Below are 20,892 nucleotides of genomic sequence, written 5' to 3'. Positions count from 1 at the left end.
CTGTCACCGTTGGATGCGCTGCATTTGAGAGAAAAGCGGCGGTGTGGCGAGAATGGGGTGGCGTTGGTGGATCGGGCACGGGCGGGTAAGAAGGGGGTCCGGAGGCAGGCCGTGGGCGCCATTGCCGCCGCCGATCCCACCGCGCGGGTGCTGATCTGCGGCTCGCTCTACCTCGCCGGGGCGGTGCTGCGCGAAAACGGGTGAGGGCGCCAGGCCTGCCGATTTGCGTTCCTTCCCCAGGCCCGGAACAAGGCGCGTAGGATGGGGTTTCACCCCCTCCCGACCTGAGCCTCGCCGCCGGGCTGGAGTTAAAAGGCCAGTCCTTGCGCGGGGATGACAGGGTTGCTCGCCGCCCGCTAACGCGGCGCGCCCATCATCGCCAGCCGGATCAGCGTGCGTTCCATCAGCGCCATCGCGGGCGCGGTACGCCCTGCCGCGCGCAGTTGCAGGTCGGTTTCGGTCAGCAGCGACAGCGCCCGTTCCAGCCGGTCGGGGCGCCAGCCCTGCGCCTGCCGCAGCAGCCGATCGCGGCGCGGGCCGAAGACCGGCGGACGCAGCTTGCCAATCCCCGAAGCCGGACCGCCGCTGTCGGCAGCGATGGTATAAAGCGTGCGGAAATGCCGGGTGGCGCCGATACACAGCCCGGTGGCATTGGTGCCCTGCGCTTGCAGCCGGCGCAGCAGCGGGCCGATTTCGGCCGCCTTCGCCTCGGCCACCACGTTCAGCACATCGTCCAGCGCCGCCTCGTGCGACAGCGGCGCGCAGGTCTCGATCTCGGCCGGGCTCAGCGGCGTGGCGTCGCCGTGTTTGTACAGCGCGATCTTCTCCAGCGTCTGGGCAAAATCACCGGGGCTGAGCGTGGCGGCCAGCGCGGTCAGCGCCGACATCGCGTCGGAGGGGATGTCGCGCAGCCCGGCGGCGGCCAGCAGCCGCTCGATCTCGGCCCGGTCGGGCGGGTCGTCATAGATACCGGCGGCATAGGCGCTGGGATGACCTTCGAACAGCTTGCGCAGTTTCGACGCCGCCTTCAGCGCCCCTGCCGCCACCACGATCTGGGCATCGCCCGGCTTCCAGTCTTCCAGCGCCGCGGCCACGGCGGCGGTGGCGTTGTCGTTGGCCTCTTCGACCAGAACCGCGCGCGGGCCGGGGAAGAACCCGGTGGCCTTCACCGCATCCAGCAGCTGGGCGGGATCGCGGCGCAGCTCGGCCGCCTGCATCCGGGTCAGGCGCATCTCGGCCTCGGCCTCGGGGCCCAGCAGCGCCGCCAGCATCTGCTGGCGCTTCAGTGCGATGCGCATCGCATCCGAGCCGTAGAGCAGCAAGCCGGCGCTGGCCGGGTCGGGCTTGGCGAAATAGCCGGGGGCGGCTCGGGCCGACAGCTTCATTGCGACAGCTCGGCCGTGGCCAGGATCCGGCTGCTGATCTGATCGGCGAGGATCGACATCAGCCGCTCCTTGGCGTCGTTTTCCGCCGCCAGCGCCTCGACGGTCGAGCCGGTGGCGGAATAGCCAACAAAATTCTCCACATCGCCCGAGGCGACCACCTGATCATCCGAAAGGCGGTGCAGCGAATACAACACCCGGCCCACCAGGCTGAACCGGGTGGTTTCGCCGGCGGCGGTCACCGCCTGGCCCTGCGCGGTGATCGACGGGGTCAGCGCCAGCCGGTAATCCGGCGCGGTGGCATGGCCCAGCCGCTCTTCCAGCTCGCGGTAAAGCAGATAGCTTTCCTCGGTTGCCGGGGTGACGATGGTCACTGCACCGTAAAGCCGTTTCCCGGCGCCGCCCGGCCCGTAGACCGGCGCGAATCCGCAACCGGCCAGCGCCAGCGGCATCAGGATCAGGCTGCGGCGGTCAAATGACGACATTCACGATCCGGCCGGGGACAACGATCACCTTGCGCGGCGCTGCCCCGTCCAGCGCCTTTTGCACAGCGTCCACCGCCAGCGCGCATTTTTCAACCTCGTCCTTGGCCATGTCGGGCGGCACGCTGATTTCCGCGCGGCGCTTGCCGTTGATCTGCACCGGCAGGGTGACGGTGTTCTCGCGCAGCATGTCGGGATCAGCCTGCGGCCAGGGGGTCGACACCACCAGCCCTTCACCACCCAGCATGGTCCAGAGCTCTTCGGACAGGTGCGGGGTCATCGGCGACATCAGCTGTGCCAGCACCCGCATTGCCGCCCATTTCATCCGTGCCGAGGCCTGCGATTTCGACAGGGCGTTGAAGAAGGCGTAGATGCGGGCGATGGCGGCGTTGAAGCCAAAGCTTTCGATGCCCTTGGTGACATCGTCGATCGCCTTGTGCGTGGCGCGCATCAGCTCGTCATCCAGCGGGTTCTGGCCCGGCTGCAGGCTGTCCATCATCTCTTGCAGCGTCAGGTCGATCTTGTCGCCGCCAGCCTCGTGCTGATCGGCCAGGTCGCGGGCCATGCGCCAGACCCGGCCGAGGAAGCGGTTGGCCGCCTCGGCGCCGGCCGCGGTCCATTCCACGTCGCGTTCCGGCGGGCTGTCCGACAGCACGAACCAGCGCGCGGTATCGGCGCCGAAAGCGTGGATTATGTTCACCGGGTCGACGACGTTTTTCTTCGATTTCGACATCTTGGCCGAGGGGATGATCTCGACCTCGGTGCCATCGGCCAGCCGCCCGTCGGTGACCTCTTCGGGCAGGTGATAGACCGGGCGGCCCTTGTCGTCGCGGGTCTGGTAGATCTCATGCGTCACCATGCCCTGGGTGAACAGCGCGTTGAACGGCTCGCGGCATTTCTCGGGCAGGTGGCCGGTGATCTGCATCGCGCGGGCAAAGAAGCGCGAATAGAGCAGGTGCAGAATCGCGTGTTCGATGCCGCCGATATACTGATCGACATTCATCCAGTATGCGGCATCTTCTTGCGTCACCGGCACGTCGGCGCGGGGCGAGGTGAAGCGGGCGAAATACCACGACGAATCGACAAAGGTGTCCATCGTGTCGGTTTCGCGCCGGGCCGGCTTGCCGCAATTGGGGCAGGGCACGTCGCGCCAGGTCGGGTGCCGGTCCAGCGGGTTGCCCGGCTGGTCAAAGCTGACATCGTCGGGCAGGCGGACCGGCAGGTTTTCCTTTTTCTCCGGCACCACGCCGCAATCGGCACAATGCACCACCGGAATCGGGCAGCCCCAATAGCGCTGCCGCGACAGCCCCCAGTCGCGCAGCCGGAACTTGGTCACGCCGCTGCCCCAGCCCGCCGCTTCGGCGGCGTCGATGGTGGCGTCAATCGCCTCTTGCCCGGTGGCGATGCCCAGATCGGCGAAATGGTTGGTCCACTTCACCTTTTCATCCTTGCCAGGGGTAAAGGCCTCGGCCGCGACCGGGGTTGGATCCTGGACCGCCTCGAAGGTCTCGATCACCGGCAGGTCGTATTTGCGGGCGAAATCGAGGTCGCGCTGGTCATGGGCGGGGACGCCGAAAATCGCGCCGGTGCCGTAATCCATCAGGATGAAATTGGCGATCCAGACCGGCAGGTGCCAGTTCGGATCCAGCGGATGCGCCACCGTCAGCCCGGTGTCGAATCCCAGCTTCTCGCCGGTTTCCAGCGCCTCTTCGGTGGTGCCGCCGCGCCGGGCCTCGGCGTTGAAGGCGGCAACGCGCGGGTCCTGCGACTCGAGCGCGCGGGCCAGCGGGTGGTCGGGCGACACCGCGACAAAGCTGGCGCCCATGATCGTGTCGGGCCGGGTGGTATAAACCTCGATCCCGTCGAATCCGGCGGGCGCGGCGCTGTCGCCGGTCAGCGCGAAGGTCATCTGCAAGCCGCGGCTTTTGCCGATCCAGTTCTCCTGCATCAGCCGCACCTTGGCCGGCCAGTCCTCCAGCCCGTCCAGGGCGTCCAGCAATTCCTCGGCCATCGACGAGATGCGGAAGAACCATTGCGTCAGTTCGCGCCGCTCCACTTCGGCGCCCGAGCGCCAGCCCTTGCCGTCGATCACCTGTTCATTGGCCAACACCGTCATGTCGACCGGGTCCCAGTTGACCACGGCGTTCTTGCGCGCCACCAGCCCGGCCTCCAGCATGTCGAGGAACAGCGCCTGCTGCTGGCCGTAATATTCGGGATCGCAGGTGGCGAATTCGCGGCTCCAGTCGATCGACAGGCCCAGCGGTTTCATCTGCCCGCGCATGTCGGCGATATTCTGATAGGTCCAGTCCTTGGGGTGGCCGCCAATCGCCATGGCGGCGTTTTCGGCGGGCATCCCGAAGGCGTCCCAGCCCATCGGATGCAGCACGTTATGGCCGGTCGCGATCTTGAACCGGGCAATCACGTCGCCCATCGTATAATTGCGCACATGCCCCATATGGATGCGCCCCGACGGGTAGGGAAACATCTCCAGCACATAGTATTTCGGCCGGGAGCTGTCGCGCATTGCCTTGAAAATGCCCGATTTCTCCCAGGCTTCCTGCCACTTGGATTCGATTTCCGCGGCGGAGTATCTGGACATGCCTGAAGGTTCCCTAACTGCAAACGCCGGGCCGTGGCCCGGCGCCCTGATAGAGCGTATCGGGGCCGGTTGCCAGCCCCGTAAGGACGGGTTGGATCAGAGTTTGCGGTCGCGGATGCGCATCTGCCGGGCGCGCGCCAGGATCGCGTCTTCGACCGCGCGGGTGGTTGCGGCGCTGACCGGGCCGTTCCGGCCCTGCAGCGACAGGTTCAGCGACCGCGCGTCCAGCGACGGGTCGCGCACATGCACCGTGGCGCGATAGGCGCGGCCGCCGCCCGGCGGCGTGCCATAGCCGGTGACGATGACCCCGGTGAAGGGATCCACCGATTGCACCGGCAGGAAATTCAGCACATCCAGTGTCGCCGCCCAGATATAGCGGTTCACATTGACGGTCTGCCCACTGCGGTTGGGGCCGAGGGCATCCCAGAGCGACGACCGGCTGTAATTGGTCGCGGCCCCTTCCCGGCCCAGGGTGGCGCCTTGATCGGCCGAGGCGGTCCCGGCGCTGACCGGGCCCAGAAGCTCGCTGCTGCTGCGGTCTCTTCGCGCTCCGCAGGCGGCAAGGCCGACGCAGAGAAGGAGGATAAGCATCACCCGGAACGGGCGCAGAATATTCATGGTCGGGTCCAGACAATGGCGTTGCGGAATGTCCTATCCAAGCCGGCCTTAAGGGGCAAGGTCAATATGCCGGTGCCGCTGCCTGCGGGGGCGCGAGGGCGGCCCGGCCCGTTGCGGAAAGGCGCTGAAAACTCCCTTTGTCCCCGCTACCTTGGCCGAACTGTGGCATAGCTGCACCATTGGCCACGACTTTGCCACAATGGATCGGCCAAGCCTTGCAAAGAACAGGGCAAAAGAGCGAAACCCCTTCCCATACTCACGCCAGATTCTCTGGTTTGGGCGTATGATTTGTAACCGAGGGAAAAACTATGAAAAAGGTTCTCTTCGCGACGACCGCGCTGATCGCCACGGCGAGCATGGCGGCCGCCGACGTGCGGATCAGCGGCTACGGCCGTTTTGGTCTGGACTATAACGACCGTAACGCTTCGTCCGGCACCAACGGCATCGGCGCTCCGGCAAACGGCATCAGCGAAACCACGCTGACCAGCCGTCTGCGTCTGCAGTTCGACATGTCGACCGAAACCGACGGCGGTGTGACGCTGGGCGCCCGTGCTCGCGTTAACTACGACAGCCGTGACAACGTTCCCACCGGCGGCAACGGCTTCAACGGCGCGCGTTTCTACGCGACTGTTGGTGGCTTCACCCTGGGTGTGGGCAACATCATCGGCGCCCTGGAAGGCATGTCCGGTCTGTACCTTGAAACCCGCACCGCTGGCATCGGCATCGACGGCGCAGGCTTCCACAGCGTCGTGACCAACGTGAACAACACGTTCTTCGACTGGGATGCGTACTCGTCGGGTGGCGCAGGTGTGAACGGCGTCGAAGTTCTGTACTCGTCGGGCCCCTTCTCGGGTCACATCTCGTACAGCAAGCGTAACGACTCGACCGTGAACCCGGGTGTCGGCAACGGCGCAGCCGGCGCTCCGGCCCGGACCGCTGTCAACCTGGCCTACACCTTCGGCGACTGGACCGCATCGCTGGGTCACCAGAGCTCGGACATCGTTGGCGAAGACAAGACCGCAATCGCAGTCTTCGGTGACCTCGGCGCCTTCGGCGTTCGCGTTGCCTATGCCGACAACGACGGCATCGACAAGTTCGGCCTGTACGGCAACATGGATATCGGCGCCGCGTCGAACATCGTGCTGTTCGTGACCTCGGAAGACGCTGCTGACGCTGGCGCGATCGCCCAGGGCCGTGACAACCGTGACGTGACCGCTGGTAACGACACCGGTGGCGAAGGCGAATCCTACGGTATCCACTACTCCTACGACCTGGGTGGTGGTGCATCGTTCGAAGCCGGCGCTGTCCGCTCGTCGAACGACCAGACCCAAGTTCAGGCTGGTGTGTACTTCAGCTTCTAAGCTGATCCACACGCAGACTGCGTGATCGGGGCGGGTCTTCGGACCCGCCCTTTTCTTTTGCGGCGCCTTGGTGTTTGTCTGCGGGAAACGACGCAAGGAGGCGGGCCATGTCGCTGAATGAAATCCACACTCGGATCGCCGCGGCCGAGGCGCGGGCGGGGCGGGCGCCGGGCTCGGTGCGGGTGATCGCGGTGTCCAAGCTGCAACCGCTGGAGCGGGTGACCGCGGTGCTGGAACAGGGGCACCGGGTCTTTGGCGAGAACCGGGTGCAGGAGGCGGCGGGAAAATGGCCCGAGCTGCGCGAGCGCTTCGACGGGGTCGAGCTGCACCTGATCGGGCCGCTGCAGACCAACAAGGCGCGCGCCGCGATGGAGCTGGCGCAGGCGATTCATTCGGTCGACCGGCCCAAGCTGGCCACCACGCTGGCGCGGCTGGCGGATGAAACCGGGGCCTGCCCGGACCTGTTCATCCAGGTCAATACCGGGGAAGAGGCGCAGAAGGCCGGGGTGCTGCCGGATGAGGCCGATGCCTTCGTCAAGCAGGTCCGCGACCTGGGGCTGCCGCTGCGGGGGTTGATGTGTATCCCGCCGGTCGAGGAGGAGCCGAGCCTGCATTTCGCGCTGCTGGCCAAGATCGCCGCGCGCAACGGGCTGGAGGGGCTGTCGATGGGGATGAGCGGCGATTTCGAGACCGCGATTGCCCAGGGGGCGACCCATGTGCGGGTGGGATCGGCGATTTTCGGCGCCCGCGACACGGGCTGATGTCCCAACGAAGACATCCGGTTAAGTATCTGTAAAGTTACATGATATCGCTAACATGTTGGGCGCGGAGACCGCCTTGCGATAGACTGGACTGAAATCCGCTGTCCGGAGGAGCCCGATGCGATCTGTTCTTGCCGCCTGTCTGTGCCTGATGCTGCCGGCCCCGGCGCTTGCCGAGTTTTCCTTTACCTTCCAGTGGGGGGCGATCCCGCTGTGCACCTCGGGCGATCCGAACCGTGTGGGCAACCCGCAATTCGTCCTCAGCGATGTGCCGGAGGGGACCACCGTGGTGGAGTTTCGGCTGAAGGATCTGGATGTGCCGGGCTATAATCACGGCGGCGGCAAGGTGCGGCTGACAACCAGCGGCACGGTGCCGATGGGGGTGTTCAAATACAAGAGCCCCTGCCCGCCGAATGGCAGCCATACCTATGAATGGACCGCCAAGGCGCGGGCCGGGGGCAAGGTGCTGGCCACCGCCAAGGCGCGGCGGAAATATCCGGAATAGGGTTGCGGTCGCGCCGCTAACTTAAGCCTTCGGCGCGCGCCGCTCAGTCCAGCGGCGGACCGGTGAAGGTGAGGTTGTGGCGCCGGGCCGATTCTTCGATCGCGGGCATATCCTCGGGGATACGGCATTGGCCTGCCGCCATGTCGGCAAAGAAGCCTTCGAATCCGCCAGGCGTCAGGATCACCAGGTGGCGCGAGGGTTCGTCGCCGACCACCTTGAAGGTGTGTTCGATGCCGCGCGGGATGAAGACGCTTTCGCCCGGGCCGGCCAAACGTTCCTCGCCCGCGATCCAGACCTTGCAGGTGCCGGTGATGACGACAAAGGTTTCGTCTTCGCCGGCATGGATGTGCCGCGGCGGGCCGCTGCCGGCCGGCGACCAACTGTCGACGATCGACATGGCGCCGCCGCTTTGTTCGGTGGTCAGGATGGTCTTGTATTTCACGCCCAGCCATTCGATGGCGTCGCTGTCTTGGGTCAGATCCTTCATGGCCTCGCTCCTCCACTGGTTATGAATACGGATCTCGTTGATTGACAGCAGGATATCGCGCCGCCACGGTATCGACCAAACCGCATTCGGTGATACAGGGTATCGACGAAATGAATTTCGCGACCTTCGATCTGAACCTGCTGCGGGTGCTGGACGCGCTGTTCCGCGAGGGGTCGACGGTGAAGGCCGCCCGGCGGTTGGCGTTGTCGCAATCGGCGGTGTCGGGCGCCCTGTCGCGCCTGCGCCATGCGCTGGACGACCCGTTATTCCTGCGCCAGGGCAACCGGCTGGTGGCGACGGATTTTGCTGTCGGACTGCAAGAGCCGCTGCGCCAAGAGCTGGAGCGGATCGAGGCGATGCTGTCGCAACCCGACCCGTTCGACCCGGCCACCGCCAGCGGCGTGTTCCGGATTTCCGCCAGCGATTTCTTTGCCGAGATGCTGATGCCGCCGCTGGCCGACCTGCTGTACCGCACGGCGCCGGGCATCCGCGCGCAGCTGGTCGACCTGGTGCCGCATGACTATGTTCAGAGCTTGGAGCGACGCAATGCCGACCTGGCGCTGATCCCAGATACCGCGGTGCCCGACTGGGTGAGCCGTGCGCCGCTGTTCCGATCGCCCTTCCACGTGATCGCGCGCCGGGACAATCCGGGCATTGCCGGGCTGGCGTTCGGCGGTCCGATGCCGATCGATACGTTTTGCCGGCTGCATCACGTGCTGTTCTCGCCCGAGGGCAACCTGACGGCGATGGGCGACGCGGCGCTGACGCGGGTCGGCCGGCGGCGCCAGGTGGCGATGACGGTGCCGGTGTTTTCCGGGGTCTGCCGCGCGGTCAGCGAAAGCGACCTGATCGCCCTGGTGCCGGCACAGCTGGCGGCGAAGGTGGCCGGCTCCTTCGGCTTGCAGGTGTTCCGGCCGCCGATGCAGATAGACCCGCCGCTGATCATCGGCATCTGGCATCGCCGGTCCGACCGGGCGCCGCTGGCGGCCTGGATGCGCGGCCAGGTCTTTGAGCTGATGCGGGCGCTGGATGGCTGAGCGGGCCGGGGGCGCGCCGAGGCCCTAGCGCACCAGCAGCCGTGTGCCTGGCGCGATCCGCCCGGCGATCCAGCGCAGATGGTCGCGGCGGAAGGCGATGCAGCCCTCGGTGGGATAGCCGGGGCGGCGCCACTGGTGCAGGAAGATGGCCGAGCCGTGGCCGGGCCGCGCGTCGGGCCAGTTCCAGTCGGTCAGCAGCACCAGGTCATATAGCGGGTCGGCGCGGCGCAGGCGTTCGTGGCCGAACGGATGCGGAGCGCGGGTCTTGAGGTTATAGGCCGGGTCGGCGGGGTCATCCGACCACAGGTCGCCGGGGCGGATCGGCACTGCCCAATCCGCCGGGCGCGCCATGCGGTCGGGGCGGTAGAGCATCCCGGTGATGCGGTGCAGCCCGTGCGGCGTGGCGCCGTCGCCCTCGCGCTTGTCGGCGCGGCGGCCGCCGCGGCCGATCACGCAGGGAAAGCGCCGGCCGGCAAAGCGCAGCCCCGTCGGGGTCAGCACCAGATCGGCAGGGCTCACAGCATATGCCCGGACTTCGCCGCCTTGGTGGCCAGGTAAGCCCGGTTATGCGCGGTCTCGCCAACCTTGAGCGGCACCCGTTCGGCCACGGCGATGCCGTTTTTCTCCATCATCGCGATCTTGGCCGGGTTGTTGGTGAGCAACCGCACCGAGGCAAAGCCCAGCGATTGCAGCAGGTCGGCACCGAGGCGGAAGTCGCGCTCGTCATCCTCGAAGCCCAGCCGGTGATTGGCCTCGACAGTGTCAAATCCCTGGTCCTGCAGCGAATAGGCGCGCATCTTGTTGGCGAGGCCAATCCCGCGCCCCTCCTGGTTGAGATAGAGCAGGATGCCGGCGCCTTCCTCGCCCATCTGGCCCAAAGCGGCGCGCAGCTGCGGGCCGCAGTCGCATTTCAGGCTGCCCAGCAGGTCGCCGGTGAAACAGGCCGAATGCAGCCGCGCCAGCACCGGCTGCGCGCGGTCGGGGCGGCCGATCTCGATGGCGTAATGTTCTTCGCTGCCGTCGTCGGGGCGGTAGATGTGCAGCCGTCCGGCCTCGGAGACCTCCAGTGGCAGACGGGCGTGGACCACCGGCCGCAGCAGGCTGCGTTCCAGCAGGTGCGGCGCGGCGTCGGCGTGGTCGATCAGGGTCAGCCCGGTATCGGCGGCGGTTTTGCGGCCGTCCTCCAGCGGCACGATCACCGCAGCGGGCAGCAGACGCGCCGATTTGGCCAGCAGGATCGCCAGTCTGTGCAGATCGGCCGCGCCGCCGCGATCGGTTTGCAGCGGGCCTTTCATCGGCGATCTCAGGTCGTCTTCGGGATCGGCCAGCGCTGTAACCCAGGCGAGATCGGCCTCGGCCGGTAGCCGCACGCGCGCCAGGTCGCCGTCATAGGCGCGGGCCTTGAGGGTTTCGGCGCGGCGGGCGGTGATGGCGATCACCGGCGCGGCGCCAAGCGCGCGCAAGTCGGCCAGCCGCTCGGCGCCCAGCGTTTCGGCCGCCGCGGCCAGCACCGCGCCGCTTGCCCCGACCAGCACAACCGGCAGACCCATCCGCATATCGGCCCGGGCCCGGGACAGCAGCTCGGAAATGTCGGGTAACAGGCTCATCGGCGCATCCTGAAGCAATTCCGGTCTTATTTAGGGTGTCTTCCTGCAAATGTGAAACATTTACCCCGGTTCCGGACACGTGCGCGTGAGCGGCTTGCAGCAAGTCTTGTCCGGGTTAAGGATGATCACATCTCGATGAGGAGAACGGAGGGTGCAGAATGACGCAACTCAAAAAAATCCTGCTGGTCGACGATGATGACGATCTGCGCGAGGCGTTGAGCGAGCAATTGGTGATGACCGAGGATTTCGATGTCTTCGAAGGCGCCGACGGTCACAGCGCGATGGAACGGGTCAAGGAAGGCCTGTTCGACCTGGTCATTTTGGACGTGGGTCTGCCCGATACCGATGGGCGCGAATTGTGCAAATTGATGCGCAAACAGGGGGTGAAATCGCCCATCGTCATGCTGACCGGGCATGACAGCGACGCCGACACCATCCTGGGCCTGGATGCCGGCGCCAATGATTACGTGACCAAGCCGTTCAAATTTCCAGTGCTTCTGGCGCGCATCCGCGCCCAGCTGCGCCAGCACGAGCAATCGGAAGACGCGGTGTTCCAGCTGGGCCCCTATACCTTCAAGCCGGCGATGAAGATGCTGATCACCAGCGATGACCGCAAGATCCGGCTGACCGAGAAAGAGACCAATATCCTGAAATTCCTGTACCGTTCGACCGAAGGCGTGGTGCCGCGCGACGTGCTGCTCCACGAGGTCTGGGGGTACAATGCCGGGGTGACGACCCACACGCTGGAAACCCATATCTACCGGCTGCGACAAAAAATTGAACCGGATCCCTCCAGTGCGCGTTTACTGGTAACCGAGTCAGGTGGTTACCGGCTTGTTGCATGAGACACGCATAGGTTGAGAAATGTGATCGGGATTAAAGACCGAATCGGCCCTGATCTGCTAGAGTTACGAAGACCCGCGCATATCCGGGTTACGATATGCACCTCCCTGTTGGACTGGCCCGGGCTTTGCCCCGGGCCTTTTTTCAATGCGCCAGGTCTCAAGGGGCGTGGAACGCCGCGTCAACCTGCGGCCGGGGCCTGGACGTTCCCGCCCCCGGCTATTGCTATGGCAGGGTCAATCAAAGATAGTTCCGTGTGTTGCGTCAAAATCGACCAAAGGCGCGTCTTGGTTGGGAATTAGAGTTGGAAGCAGCAAAGCACCCGCGGCAATCCGAGCGCCTGAAGGATCTGTATGCGCTCGACATTCTCGACACCGAACGGGAAGCCGAATTCGACGAGGTGGTCGAGCTGGCCGCCGAGATCTGCGGCACCGCGATTTCCGTCGTCAACCTGATCGATTCCGAACGCCAGTGGTTTAAGGCCGAAGTGGGGTTGGGTGTACGCGAAACCCCGCTGGCCACGTCGCTGTGTTCGCATGTGATCCTGGAAGAGGATTTCGTCGAGATCGAGGACACCCTGTTGGACCCGCGCATGGTGGACAATCCGCTGTGTTGCGCGGAACCGGGGTTAAGGTTCTATGCCGGGGCGTTGCTGCGATCGGAAAACGGGCTGCCGCTCGGCACCCTTTGCGTGCTGGACTATGAACCCCGCAAGCTGAACGACCTTCAGCGCAAGTCGCTGAAGGTTCTGGCCGGCCAGGTGATGGCACGGTTCAACCTGCGCGCGGCGCTGCGATCTGCCGAGGTGATGCGGCAGGAAGTCGATCACCGCGTGAAGAATTCGCTGCAACTGGTGGCCGCGCTGGCGCGCATTTCGGCCCGTGCAACCGATGACGAAAATTCCCGCGCTTCGATTGAAGACATGGAGCGCCGTATATCGACCATCGCCCGGGTGCACGAGCAGTTTTATCAATCGGGAAAAGGCGTCGGGATCGCGCTGCGCGCCTATATCGAGAACCTTGCCGCCGACCTGCAGACGCTGGCGCCAGAGGGAGTTGTCATCGAGACCGATATCGAAGATGTCGAGATCGGGTCCTCGGAGGCCGGATCGATCGGATTGCTGATCAACGAGTTTATCTCAAACTCTTACAAATACGCATTTCCCGACGGTCGCGAGGGGCTGATTTCGATCTGCGGCAAGCTGATGGATGACGGTCGGGTCGCGCTGGGGATCGCCGATAACGGCGTCGGGTTCGGGGATGAGATCAAGTCCAGCAAGGGGCTGGGCATGAAAATTGCCGAGACCGCCTGTATGCAGCTGGACTGCAACCTCGACATGAAGACCAGCGAAACGGGTGTCAGCGCGAGCATCAATTTCCGAACGCTGAACGGCCCGTCTGGCCGCACGGGCTGACGCGGCTTTGGGTTGCAACCGGGGCGCTGCTTTGGCATCACCCCTGCGACATCCGGTTCGGAGCTGCCCCATGCCCTTCACCCTGGCCACCTGGAACATCAACTCGGTCCGCCTGCGCGAGCCGCTTGTGCTGAAGCTGCTGGAACAGGAGTTGCCGGATGTGTTGTGCCTGCAGGAATGCAAGTCGCCGATGGAGAAGATCCCGCTGGAGGGGTTCCGGGCGCTGGGCTACCAGCACATCATCGGTCGCGGGCAAAAGGGCTATAACGGCGTGGCGATCCTGTCGCGGCTGCCGATCGAGGAGGTCGGCTCGGTCGATTATGCCGGGCTGAACCATGCCCGCCACATAGCCGGGCGGCTGGAAAACGGCGTGGTGATCCACAATTTCTATGTCCCGGCGGGCGGTGATATCCCCGACCGCGAACAGAACGAGAAATTCGGCCAGAAGCTGGATTACCTGACCGAGATGCGCGACGCCTTCCATGCCGACCGCCCGGAGAGGTCGATCCTGGTGGGCGATCTGAACATCGCCCCGCGCGAGGATGATGTCTGGAACCACAAGCAGCTGTTGAAGATCGTCAGCCACACGCCGGTCGAGGTGGAGCATCTGGGCGCGGCGCAGGATGCCGGCGGCTGGGTCGACATCACCCGCAAGGACATTCCCGAGGGGCTGCTGTATTCCTGGTGGTCCTACCGGGCCAAGGACTGGTCGGCGGCCGACAAGGGGCGGCGGCTGGACCATGTCTGGGCGACGCCCGATATCGCCAATGCCGGCCATTCCAGCCGCATCCTGCGCGACGTGCGCGGCTGGGAAAAACCCTCGGATCACGCACCGGTTTTTGCCACCTTCGACCTCTAGCGCCGGCAGGGGAGGGGTGCGGGACCCTTTGACATCTGTTTCCCGGCCTCACATATGAGGGACAACACAGCTTGCAGCGATAGGTAGTCGGAATGGAACTGAACCTGGGGACCGCGCCGGACGCGGATCTGATCAAGGACACGACAGAGCAGGCCTTTATGGCCGATGTGATCGAGGCCAGCCAGACGGTGCCGATCATCGTCGATTTCTGGGCGCCGTGGTGCGGGCCGTGCAAGACGCTGGGCCCGATGCTGGAAGACGCGGTGCGCGCCGCCAAGGGTGCGGTGAAGATGGTCAAGCTGAACGTGGACGAGGCGCAGATGATCGCCGGTCAGCTGCGCATCCAGTCGATCCCGACCGTCTATGCCTTTTTCAAGGGCCAGCCGGTCGACGGGTTCCAGGGCGCGCTGCCGGCGTCGGAGATCAAGGCCTTTGTCGACCGCGTGGTGAAAAGCGGCGGCGGCGAGGCGCCGGGCGACCAGCTGGCCGAGGCGGTCGAGGCGGCCGAGGCGATGCTGGCCGAGGGCGCGGCGGTGGATGCGGCGCAGACCTTTGCGGCGATCCTGGGCGAAGACCCCAACCATGCCGGCGCTTATGGCGGGCTGGTGCGCGCGCATATCGCGATGGACGACCTGGACAAGGCCGAGGCGATCCTGAACGGCGCGCCGGTCGAGATCTCGAAAGCGCCCGAGCTGGAAGCCGCCCATGCCCAGATCGAACTGGCGCGGCAGGCCGCCGGCGCGGGCCCGGTGGGCGAGCTGAAGGCGGCGGTGGAGGCCGATCCCGGCAACCTGCAGGCGCGGTTCGACCTGGCGCAGGCGCTGCACGCGGCCGGCCAGGTGGAAGAGGCGGTGAAGGAATTGCTGGAGCTGTTCCGGCGCGACCGGGAATGGAATGACGGTGCCGCCAAGGCGCAGCTGTTCACCATTTTCGACGCGCTGAAGCCCAATGATCCCATCGTTCTGCACGGCCGGCGCAAGCTGAGTTCGATGATATTTGCCTGACGCGGTTGCAGAACTAATTACACTGGCATGATCCACGCTGCCGATCTGCCCGAGACGATTGCGGTGTTCCCCCTGGCGGGGGCCCTACTGTTGCCGAGGTCGCGGCTGCCGCTGCATATCTTCGAGCCGCGCTATCTGCAGATGCTGGAAGACACGCTGAAGACGCCGCAGCGCCTGATCGGGATGATCCAGCCCAACCCGCGCCCGAATTGCGCCACCGGGTTGCAGACCATCGGCTGTGCCGGGCGGGTGACGCAGTTTTCCGAAACCGAGGACGGGCGGTACATGATCACCCTGGCCGGGGCCTCGCGGTTCCGGATCAGCAAGGAGATCGAGTGTTTTTCGCCCTATCGGCGCTGCGAGGTGTCTTGGACGGGGTTCGACCGCGACCTGGGCAGGTGCGAGACCGATCCGGATTTCGACCGCACCGCGTTTCTGCAGCTGCTCCAGCGGCTGTTCGAGCGGCGGGGCATGTCGACCGATTGGGACACGTTGCGCGATGCGACAGACGAATTGCTGATCAACTCGCTGTCGATGCTTCTGGACTTTTCGCCCGAGGACAAGCAGGCACTGTTGGAGGCGCCGTCGCTGTCGACGCGGCGGGAAACCCTGGTGACGCTGATCGAATTCGCCCTGCGGGGCGGCACGGGCGAGGAGACCTGGCAATGAGTGAGAAGACCCCGGCCGGCTTCGACCGGCGCATGCTGGAGGCGCTGATCTGCCCGCAGTCGCATGCGACGCTGGAATATGACGCCGCGGCGCAGGAACTGATCTCGAAACCCGCCGGGCTGGCCTTTCCGATCCGCAACGGCATCCCGATCATGCTGATCGACGAAGCGCGGGCGCTGGACTAGCGGGCCAAGCGGTCCCGGCGTGGCGGCCGGGACAGCGGGGTATCATCCCGACACGCGTTTGCGCGCGACCCGCGTTACAGCGGTTTGCCCTGCATCAGCCGGGGCAGGTCGCCGGTCAGGCCGGCGGCCTCGCGGATAAAGCCGCGGCGCAGGGCAGGGGCGGCGTTGACCAGGCCCATGCCGATGTCGCGGCCCAGGCGCAGCAGCGGGTTGTCATTGGAAAACAGCCGATTGAACGCGTCGGTGGCCAGGGCCAGCGTTGCGGTGTCGAAGCGGCGCCATTGCTGGTAGCGGGCCAGCACCGGGCCGGCGCCGATATCCTCGCCGCGCCGGGCCGCGTCGGCCAGGGTTTCGGCCAGCGCCGCGACGTCGCGCAGACCGGCATTCAACCCCTGCCCGGCAAGCGGGTGGATGCCATGGGCGGCGTCGCCGACCAGGGCCAGCCGCTCGGCAACAAAGCTTTGCGCCAGGCTGAGACCCAGCGGATAGGTAAAGCGCGTCCCGGCCAGCGCGATTTCGCCCAGGAAGTCGCCGAAGCGGGGGCGCAGCACGTCGAGATAGTCGGACTCGGCCAGCGCGTTGATGGCCTCGGCGGCGGCGTGGGTCTCGCTCCAGACAATCGAGCTGCGATTGCCAGTCAGCGGCAGGATCGCCAGCGGGCCGGGCGGCATGAAGAACTGATGCGCGGTGCCGTCATGCGGCCGCTCGTGGGAGATGGCGCAGACCAGCGCGGTCTGGCCATAGTCCCAGCCGCTGCGCCTGATCCCGGCGCGCGCGGCGGTGCCGCTGCTGCGCCCGTCGCAGCCGACCAGCAGGCGTCCGGTGATCTGCGCACCATCGGCCAGGGTCACGCGGACGCGGCCCGGATCGGCCTGCTGGGCGGTGACCGGCTGGCCGCCATGCGCGGTGATCCTGTCCTCGGCCGCCAGCGCGCGCAGCAGGGCGCGGCGCAGGTAGCGGTCTTCGACCATGAAGCCCATCGGGCCTTCCTCGATCTCGGCATGGTCGAAATGCAGGAAAAACGGTGACGGGCCCTGGCCGGCATGGCCGTCGGTCACCTTGATTTCCAGCATCGGCTGCGCTTGGTCTTGCAGGTGTTCCCACAGGCCCAGCGCGTCCAGCAGCCGCTGCGAGGTGAGCGCCAGCGCATAGGCGCGGCCATCAAATTCCGGATCGGCGCGCAGCGGTTCGGCCAGCGCGTCGATCACGGTGACGCGCTGGCCGGCCTGGGCCAGGGCAAGGGCCAGCACCGGGCCGTTCAGCCCGCCGCCGACGATGATCACATCGGTATCGGTCATGTGCTGCACTATGGGGCGGCGTTCGGGATTGTCCATGGTGCGCGCTGTCGCTACCGTCCGCGCGGACCAATAAATCGGGGCGAACGGAATGCAGGACTGGTTGAACATGACGGCGGCGGACCTGGGCCGCGGCATCGGCGCGGGCGAGATCGACGCGGTGGCACTGACGCAGACCTTCCTGGACGCCATCGCGGCGCATCCGTTCCGCGACCGGATCTATGCCCGCCTGACCGCGGACCGCGCCCTGGCCGAAGCGCGGGCGGCACAGGCGCGGGCGGCGGCGGGACGGCGCCTGTCGCCGCTGGATGGGGTGCCGATCTCGTGGAAAGACCTGTTCGACACTGCCGGTGTCGCGACCGAGGCGGGTTCGGCCCTGTTGAAAGACCGGGTGCCCGCGGCCGATGCGAAGGTGTTGCGGAACGCGACGGCGGCGGGGCTGGTCTGTCTGGGCAAGACCCATATGAGCGAGCTGGCCTTTTCCGGTCTCGGCTATAACCCGGTGACCCAGACGCCGCCCTGCGTCAACGATCACGACGCGGTGGCGGGCGGTTCGTCCTCGGGGGCGGCCACCTCGGTGGCCTTCGGGCTGGCGGCGGCGGGCATCGGGTCGGATACCGGCGGATCGGTGCGGGCGCCGGCGGTGTGGAACGACCTTGTGGGGCTGAAAACCACCCCCGGCCGACTGAGCCTGGAGGGGGTGGTGCCGCTGATCCACAGTTTCGACACGGTGGGGCCGCTGTGCCGCGATGTTGCGGATGCGGCGCTGATGCTGGCGGCACTGGAGAACGGCGAGGCGGCGGATCTGCGCGGCGCGTCGCTGCGCGGCCGCCGTTTTGCGGTGCTGCAGAGTGTCGCGCTGGACGACCTGGCCGCGGAACCGGCGGCGGCCTTCGACCACGCGGTGCGGCGGCTGGAGGCGGCCGGCGCCACGGTGGTGCCGCTGGAATTTCCCGAGATCCGCGAGGCGCTGGACTTGACCGCGGTGCTGTATTGCGGCGAGGCCTATGGCATCTGGCGCGAGGTGATCGAGGCCAATCCCGACCTGATGTTTGCCGAAATCCTGGAACGGTTCCGCGCCGGGCGGCTGTTTTCGGCCCCCGATTTTGCCGCCGGCTGGCTGCGGCTGACCCAGATCCGCAAAAGCTATGAACAGGCGGTGGCGGGGTATGACGCGGTGCTGCTGCCGACCTCGCCGATCCTGCCGGCGAACCTGGAGCGGCTGAGCCAGGATCACGACTATTACGTCGCGGTCAACCTACTGGCGCTGCGCAACACCCGGATCGGCAACCTGCTGGGCCTCTGCGCCCTGACGCTGCCGGCGGGCACGCCCAGCTGTGGTATCTCGCTGATGGCGTCGCCGGGGCAGGACGCGGCGCTGTTGCGGCTGGGGGCGGCGGCCGAGAAGGCATTGGCCTAAAAACCACAAATTGCCTTCCGGGGGCGTCTTTGTCTGGACGGGGCGGCGGGGGGGCGGTAACTTGACCGTCAAACGGGGCATAACGATCCCGGCTGAGGCAGATTGATGGACTTTCCCGAGCGGTTTTCGAACCTACCGGCTTATGCTTTTCCGCGATTGCGGGCGCTGCTGGACGCGCATGCGCCCGGCGGTGACGTTGTGCATATGACGATTGGGGAGCCGAAACACCAGTTTCCCCAATGGGTTACCGATATCGTCGTGGAAAACGCGGCGGGCTTTAATTCCTATCCGGCGAATGAGGGGACCGAGGCGCTGCGTGCGGCGATCACCGGCTGGATCGCAGGGCGCTATGGCGTCGAGCTGGACCCGGCGCAGCATGTTCTGGCGCTGAACGGCACCCGCGAGGGGCTGTATAATGCCGCCATGGCGCTGATCCCGGAGCGCAAGAACGGCAAGCAGCCGGTGGTGCTGGCGCCGAACCCGTTCTACCAGGTCTATATGATAGCGGCGATCTCGGTCGCCGCGCGGCCGGTTTTCGTGCCCGCCACCGCCGCCACCGGGCATCTACCGGATTTTGCCGGGCTGGACGCCGATGTGCTGAACCAGGTTTCGGCCGCCTATATCTGTTCGCCGGCCAACCCGCAGGGGGCGGTGGCTTCGCGCGACTATTGGGCCGAACTGATCGTGCTGGCCGAGCAGTATGATTTCCGCATCTTCGCCGATGAATGTTACTGCGAGATCTATCGCAATGCACCGCCGGTGGGCGCACTGCAGGTGGCGCGCGAGCTGGGCGCGGATCCGGAGCGGGTGGCGGTGTTCCATTCGCTGTCGAAACGGTCGAACCTGCCGGGGCTGCGCGCGGGTTTTGTTGCCGGCGGTCCAAAAACCATTGCCGCGATGAAACAGCTGCGCGCCTATGCCGGTGCGCCGTTGCCGGGGCCGTTGCAGGCGGCGGCGGCGGCGGTTTGGGCCGACGAGGCGCATGTGGTCGAGAACCGGGCGCTGTATCAGGAGAAATACGCCATTGCCGACCGGGTGATGGGCGGCGTGCAGGGCTATATGCCGCCGGAGGCGGGGTTTTTCCTGTGGCTGCCGGTCGAGGATGGCGAGGCGGCGGCGATGAAATTGTGGACGGAAACCGGTATACGGGTGCTGCCCGGTGCCTATCTCGCGCAGGGCAAGCCCGGAGACAATCCGGGCGAAGGATTCATCAGGGTCGCGATGGTGGCCCCGAAACAGGACATGGAACGCGCACTGATCATTCTGCGCGATTGTTTGTACGGATAAGTTAGACCGAGGGTAGGCATGGCATTTCACACACGCAGCCGCGATCCGCTTCTGGACAGCAATATGCAGGCGGCGATCGAAAAACGGGGCAAGGAACTGCTTGGCATTCTGCTGATCTGCCTTGGCCTGGCGGTTGCGGCGATGATCGGCTCCTACTCGCCCGAAGATCCGAACTGGATGGTGTCGACCGACGCGCCGGTGCAGAACTGGATGGGCCGGTTCGGCGCCTCGATGGCGGCGCCGCTGTTCATGATCGTGGGCTGGGGCAGCTGGGCGATCGCGCTGGTGCTGATCGTGTGGGGTGCGCGCTTTGCCTTTCATTCCGGCGAAGAACGGGCGATGGCGCGGGTGATCTTCGCCCCGATCGCGGTTGCCGTCGCCTCGATCTACGCCGCCACGCTGGTGCCGGGCGCGGAATGGCGCGCGGTGCACAGCTTTGGCCTGGGCGGGCTGTTTGGCGATACGGTGATGGGCGCGTTGCTGACGCTGCTGCCGGTTGGATCGCATCTGATGGTCAAGCTGGTGTCGCTGGTGATGGCCCTGGCGATGCTGGGGCTGGGCGGCTATGCGCTGGGCTTTACCGCGCCGGAGATGCGGCGCGGCCTGCAATTCGTGATCTACGGCATGATCCTGATCTACGAATCCATCCTCAAGCTGACCGGGCTGGCCGCGCGCGGTGGCGTGTCGGGCCTGCGGGTGATGCAGGAACGTTATGTCGCGCGGCGCGATGCCCGCGCCGAGGCCGAAGACGAGGACCAGTTCGAGCCGATCGCCATTGTCCCGCGCGAGGCGCAGGCCGATCGTGGCGGCTTCCTGTCGCGCATGCCGTCGCTGATCCGCCGCCCCGAGCCGGTGATCGAAGACGAGGACGGCGACGAATACGCCGAAGAGGTGATGCCCGGCGGCGACCGGATCCGCGCCAAGATTGCCGATATCGTCAAGACCCGCCGCGAAAGCGGACGGGTGACCGCGCCCGAGCCGGACCACCTGCCCACCGAGGAGTGCGTCGAGCCGCCGGTGGCCAAACGCCGCGTCACCACCGAGCTGCGCCCCGAGCCGCCGCTGACCCGCGCGTCG

The 20,892-nt window shown here is 66.2% G+C and carries 22 protein-coding genes; 14 read left to right on the top strand and 8 right to left on the bottom strand.

The annotated features are described in order from the left end of the window. A partial coding sequence (locus CVM52_RS27480; protein WP_205964961.1) for a hypothetical protein occupies nt 1–204 on the top strand: 204 nt, incomplete at its 5' end. Between the two features lie 152 nt (nt 205–356). Here the strand turns inward: CVM52_RS27480 and holA are convergent. From holA to CVM52_RS15000, 4 genes are all read right to left on the bottom strand, one after another. Next, nucleotides 357–1,385 carry a DNA polymerase III subunit delta gene (gene holA / locus CVM52_RS15015; RefSeq protein WP_100163299.1) on the bottom strand — a complete coding sequence of 343 codons (1,029 nt, stop codon included), beginning with the start codon at nt 1,383–1,385 and terminating at the stop codon, nt 357–359. Next, the gene (lptE, locus tag CVM52_RS15010; RefSeq protein WP_100163298.1) at nt 1,382–1,867 is read right to left on the bottom strand and encodes an LPS assembly lipoprotein LptE; all 486 of its coding nucleotides are present in this window, start codon (nt 1,865–1,867) and stop codon (nt 1,382–1,384) included. The genes holA and lptE overlap by 4 nt, the downstream gene beginning before the upstream one ends. Next, on the bottom strand, nt 1,854–4,463 hold the full coding sequence (gene leuS, locus CVM52_RS15005) for a leucine--tRNA ligase (protein WP_100163297.1): 2,610 nt from the start codon (nt 4,461–4,463) through the stop codon (nt 1,854–1,856). Before leuS ends, lptE begins: the two co-directional genes overlap by 14 nt. 96 nt (nt 4,464–4,559) lie before the next feature. Next, entirely contained in the window at nt 4,560–5,081 is a 522-nt protein-coding gene (locus CVM52_RS15000) for a DUF3576 domain-containing protein (RefSeq protein WP_100163296.1), read from the bottom strand. Nucleotides 5,082–5,389: 308 nt separating this feature from the next. Here CVM52_RS15000 and CVM52_RS14995 point away from each other — a divergent pair, with 308 nt between their 5' ends. The 3 genes from CVM52_RS14995 to CVM52_RS27475 all read left to right on the top strand — a co-directional run bounded on the left by CVM52_RS14995 (nt 5,390) and on the right by CVM52_RS27475 (nt 7,708). Beyond that, entirely contained in the window at nt 5,390–6,442 is a 1,053-nt protein-coding gene (locus tag CVM52_RS14995) for a porin (protein WP_100163295.1), read from the top strand. A gap of 107 nt (nt 6,443–6,549) precedes the next feature. Beyond that, on the top strand, nt 6,550–7,203 hold the full coding sequence (locus CVM52_RS14990; protein ID WP_100163294.1) for a YggS family pyridoxal phosphate-dependent enzyme: 654 nt from the start codon (nt 6,550–6,552) through the stop codon (nt 7,201–7,203). Nucleotides 7,204–7,321: 118 nt separating this feature from the next. After that, the gene (locus tag CVM52_RS27475; RefSeq protein WP_205964960.1) at nt 7,322–7,708 is read left to right on the top strand and encodes a cupredoxin domain-containing protein; all 387 of its coding nucleotides are present in this window, start codon (nt 7,322–7,324) and stop codon (nt 7,706–7,708) included. A gap of 43 nt (nt 7,709–7,751) precedes the next feature. Here CVM52_RS27475 and CVM52_RS14980 read toward each other — a convergent pair whose 3' ends face one another. Further along, nucleotides 7,752–8,195, bottom strand: coding sequence for a cupin domain-containing protein (locus CVM52_RS14980; protein ID WP_100163293.1), 444 nt, complete (start codon nt 8,193–8,195; stop codon nt 7,752–7,754). A gap of 41 nt (nt 8,196–8,236) precedes the next feature. On the opposite strand from CVM52_RS14980, the gene CVM52_RS14975 reads away from it, so the two are divergent. Next, nucleotides 8,237–9,232, top strand: coding sequence for a LysR family transcriptional regulator (locus CVM52_RS14975; protein ID WP_240620974.1), 996 nt, complete (start codon nt 8,237–8,239; stop codon nt 9,230–9,232). Nucleotides 9,233–9,256: 24 nt separating this feature from the next. Here CVM52_RS14975 and CVM52_RS14970 read toward each other — a convergent pair whose 3' ends face one another. Further along, the gene (locus tag CVM52_RS14970) at nt 9,257–9,751 is read right to left on the bottom strand and encodes a L,D-transpeptidase family protein (protein WP_100163292.1); all 495 of its coding nucleotides are present in this window, start codon (nt 9,749–9,751) and stop codon (nt 9,257–9,259) included. Next, entirely contained in the window at nt 9,748–10,839 is a 1,092-nt protein-coding gene (gene ribA, locus CVM52_RS14965; RefSeq protein WP_100163291.1) for a GTP cyclohydrolase II, read from the bottom strand. Before ribA ends, CVM52_RS14970 begins: the two co-directional genes overlap by 4 nt. A 158-nt stretch (nt 10,840–10,997) precedes the next feature. Here ribA and CVM52_RS14960 point away from each other — a divergent pair, with 158 nt between their 5' ends. The 6 genes from CVM52_RS14960 (at nt 10,998) to CVM52_RS14935 (ending at nt 15,813) form a co-directional block, all read left to right on the top strand. Further along, on the top strand, nt 10,998–11,684 hold the full coding sequence (locus tag CVM52_RS14960) for a response regulator transcription factor (RefSeq protein WP_100163290.1): 687 nt from the start codon (nt 10,998–11,000) through the stop codon (nt 11,682–11,684). 302 nt (nt 11,685–11,986) lie between these two features. Then, nucleotides 11,987–13,096, top strand: coding sequence for a sensor histidine kinase (locus tag CVM52_RS14955; RefSeq protein WP_100163289.1), 1,110 nt, complete (start codon nt 11,987–11,989; stop codon nt 13,094–13,096). 70 nt (nt 13,097–13,166) lie between these two features. Continuing rightward, entirely contained in the window at nt 13,167–13,955 is a 789-nt protein-coding gene (locus tag CVM52_RS14950) for an exodeoxyribonuclease III (protein WP_100163288.1), read from the top strand. 92 nt (nt 13,956–14,047) lie between these two features. Further along, nucleotides 14,048–14,959, top strand: a complete 912-nt coding sequence (locus CVM52_RS14945) for a thioredoxin family protein (RefSeq protein ID WP_100163287.1) — start codon at nt 14,048–14,050, stop codon at nt 14,957–14,959. 27 nt (nt 14,960–14,986) lie between these two features. Beyond that, nucleotides 14,987–15,628 (top strand): LON peptidase substrate-binding domain-containing protein, encoded by a 642-nt coding sequence (locus CVM52_RS14940; protein WP_100163286.1) that lies wholly within the window; start codon nt 14,987–14,989, stop codon nt 15,626–15,628. Beyond that, on the top strand, nt 15,625–15,813 hold the full coding sequence (locus CVM52_RS14935; RefSeq protein ID WP_100163285.1) for a Trm112 family protein: 189 nt from the start codon (nt 15,625–15,627) through the stop codon (nt 15,811–15,813). Before CVM52_RS14940 ends, CVM52_RS14935 begins: the two co-directional genes overlap by 4 nt. 74 nt (nt 15,814–15,887) lie before the next feature. Here the strand turns inward: CVM52_RS14935 and CVM52_RS14930 are convergent, their stop codons facing one another. Next, a complete protein-coding gene (locus CVM52_RS14930; RefSeq protein ID WP_100163284.1) occupies nt 15,888–17,111 on the bottom strand; it encodes an FAD-dependent monooxygenase in 1,224 nt (407 codons plus the stop codon). Between the two features lie 88 nt (nt 17,112–17,199). Between CVM52_RS14930 and CVM52_RS14925 the strand changes: the two genes are divergently transcribed. The 3 genes from CVM52_RS14925 to CVM52_RS14915 form a co-directional block, all read left to right on the top strand. After that, complete coding sequence (locus CVM52_RS14925; protein ID WP_100163283.1) at nt 17,200–18,528, top strand: amidase; 1,329 nt, start codon at nt 17,200–17,202, stop codon at nt 18,526–18,528. Between the two features lie 105 nt (nt 18,529–18,633). Further along, entirely contained in the window at nt 18,634–19,815 is a 1,182-nt protein-coding gene (locus CVM52_RS14920; protein WP_100163282.1) for an aminotransferase class I/II-fold pyridoxal phosphate-dependent enzyme, read from the top strand. Between the two features lie 18 nt (nt 19,816–19,833). Next, nucleotides 19,834–20,892: DNA translocase FtsK 4TM domain-containing protein (locus tag CVM52_RS14915; protein ID WP_205964959.1), on the top strand; the 1,059-nt coding region annotated here is incomplete at its 3' end.

The organism is Pseudooceanicola lipolyticus, from assembly GCF_002786325.1.
Lineage (GTDB): Bacteria > Pseudomonadota > Alphaproteobacteria > Rhodobacterales > Rhodobacteraceae > Pseudooceanicola_C > Pseudooceanicola_C lipolyticus.
The sequence above is the reverse complement of the archived record's forward strand: the minus strand, read 5'-3'. Positions and strand labels throughout refer to the sequence as shown.

What these genes read in the sequence shown, in the direction of transcription:
- CVM52_RS14945 (WP_100163287.1), top strand. Translation starts at nt 14,048, where the DNA reads ATGGAACTGAACCTGGGGACCGCGCCGGACGCGGATCTGATCAAGGAC.
- ribA (WP_100163291.1), bottom strand. Translation starts at nt 10,839, where the DNA reads ATGAGCCTGTTACCCGACATTTCCGAGCTGCTGTCCCGGGCCCGGGCC.
- CVM52_RS14950 (WP_100163288.1), top strand. Translation starts at nt 13,167, where the DNA reads ATGCCCTTCACCCTGGCCACCTGGAACATCAACTCGGTCCGCCTGCGC.
- CVM52_RS14990 (WP_100163294.1), top strand. Translation starts at nt 6,550, where the DNA reads ATGTCGCTGAATGAAATCCACACTCGGATCGCCGCGGCCGAGGCGCGG.
- leuS (WP_100163297.1), bottom strand. Translation starts at nt 4,463, where the DNA reads ATGTCCAGATACTCCGCCGCGGAAATCGAATCCAAGTGGCAGGAAGCC.
- CVM52_RS15000 (WP_100163296.1), bottom strand. Translation starts at nt 5,081, where the DNA reads ATGAATATTCTGCGCCCGTTCCGGGTGATGCTTATCCTCCTTCTCTGC.
- CVM52_RS14960 (WP_100163290.1), top strand. Translation starts at nt 10,998, where the DNA reads ATGACGCAACTCAAAAAAATCCTGCTGGTCGACGATGATGACGATCTG.
- lptE (WP_100163298.1), bottom strand. Translation starts at nt 1,867, where the DNA reads ATGTCGTCATTTGACCGCCGCAGCCTGATCCTGATGCCGCTGGCGCTG.
- CVM52_RS14925 (WP_100163283.1), top strand. Translation starts at nt 17,200, where the DNA reads ATGCAGGACTGGTTGAACATGACGGCGGCGGACCTGGGCCGCGGCATC.
- CVM52_RS14995 (WP_100163295.1), top strand. Translation starts at nt 5,390, where the DNA reads ATGAAAAAGGTTCTCTTCGCGACGACCGCGCTGATCGCCACGGCGAGC.
- CVM52_RS14935 (WP_100163285.1), top strand. Translation starts at nt 15,625, where the DNA reads ATGAGTGAGAAGACCCCGGCCGGCTTCGACCGGCGCATGCTGGAGGCG.
- CVM52_RS14920 (WP_100163282.1), top strand. Translation starts at nt 18,634, where the DNA reads ATGGACTTTCCCGAGCGGTTTTCGAACCTACCGGCTTATGCTTTTCCG.
- holA (WP_100163299.1), bottom strand. Translation starts at nt 1,385, where the DNA reads ATGAAGCTGTCGGCCCGAGCCGCCCCCGGCTATTTCGCCAAGCCCGAC.
- CVM52_RS14930 (WP_100163284.1), bottom strand. Translation starts at nt 17,111, where the DNA reads ATGACCGATACCGATGTGATCATCGTCGGCGGCGGGCTGAACGGCCCG.
- CVM52_RS14940 (WP_100163286.1), top strand. Translation starts at nt 14,987, where the DNA reads ATGATCCACGCTGCCGATCTGCCCGAGACGATTGCGGTGTTCCCCCTG.
- CVM52_RS14980 (WP_100163293.1), bottom strand. Translation starts at nt 8,195, where the DNA reads ATGAAGGATCTGACCCAAGACAGCGACGCCATCGAATGGCTGGGCGTG.
- CVM52_RS27475 (WP_205964960.1), top strand. Translation starts at nt 7,322, where the DNA reads ATGCGATCTGTTCTTGCCGCCTGTCTGTGCCTGATGCTGCCGGCCCCG.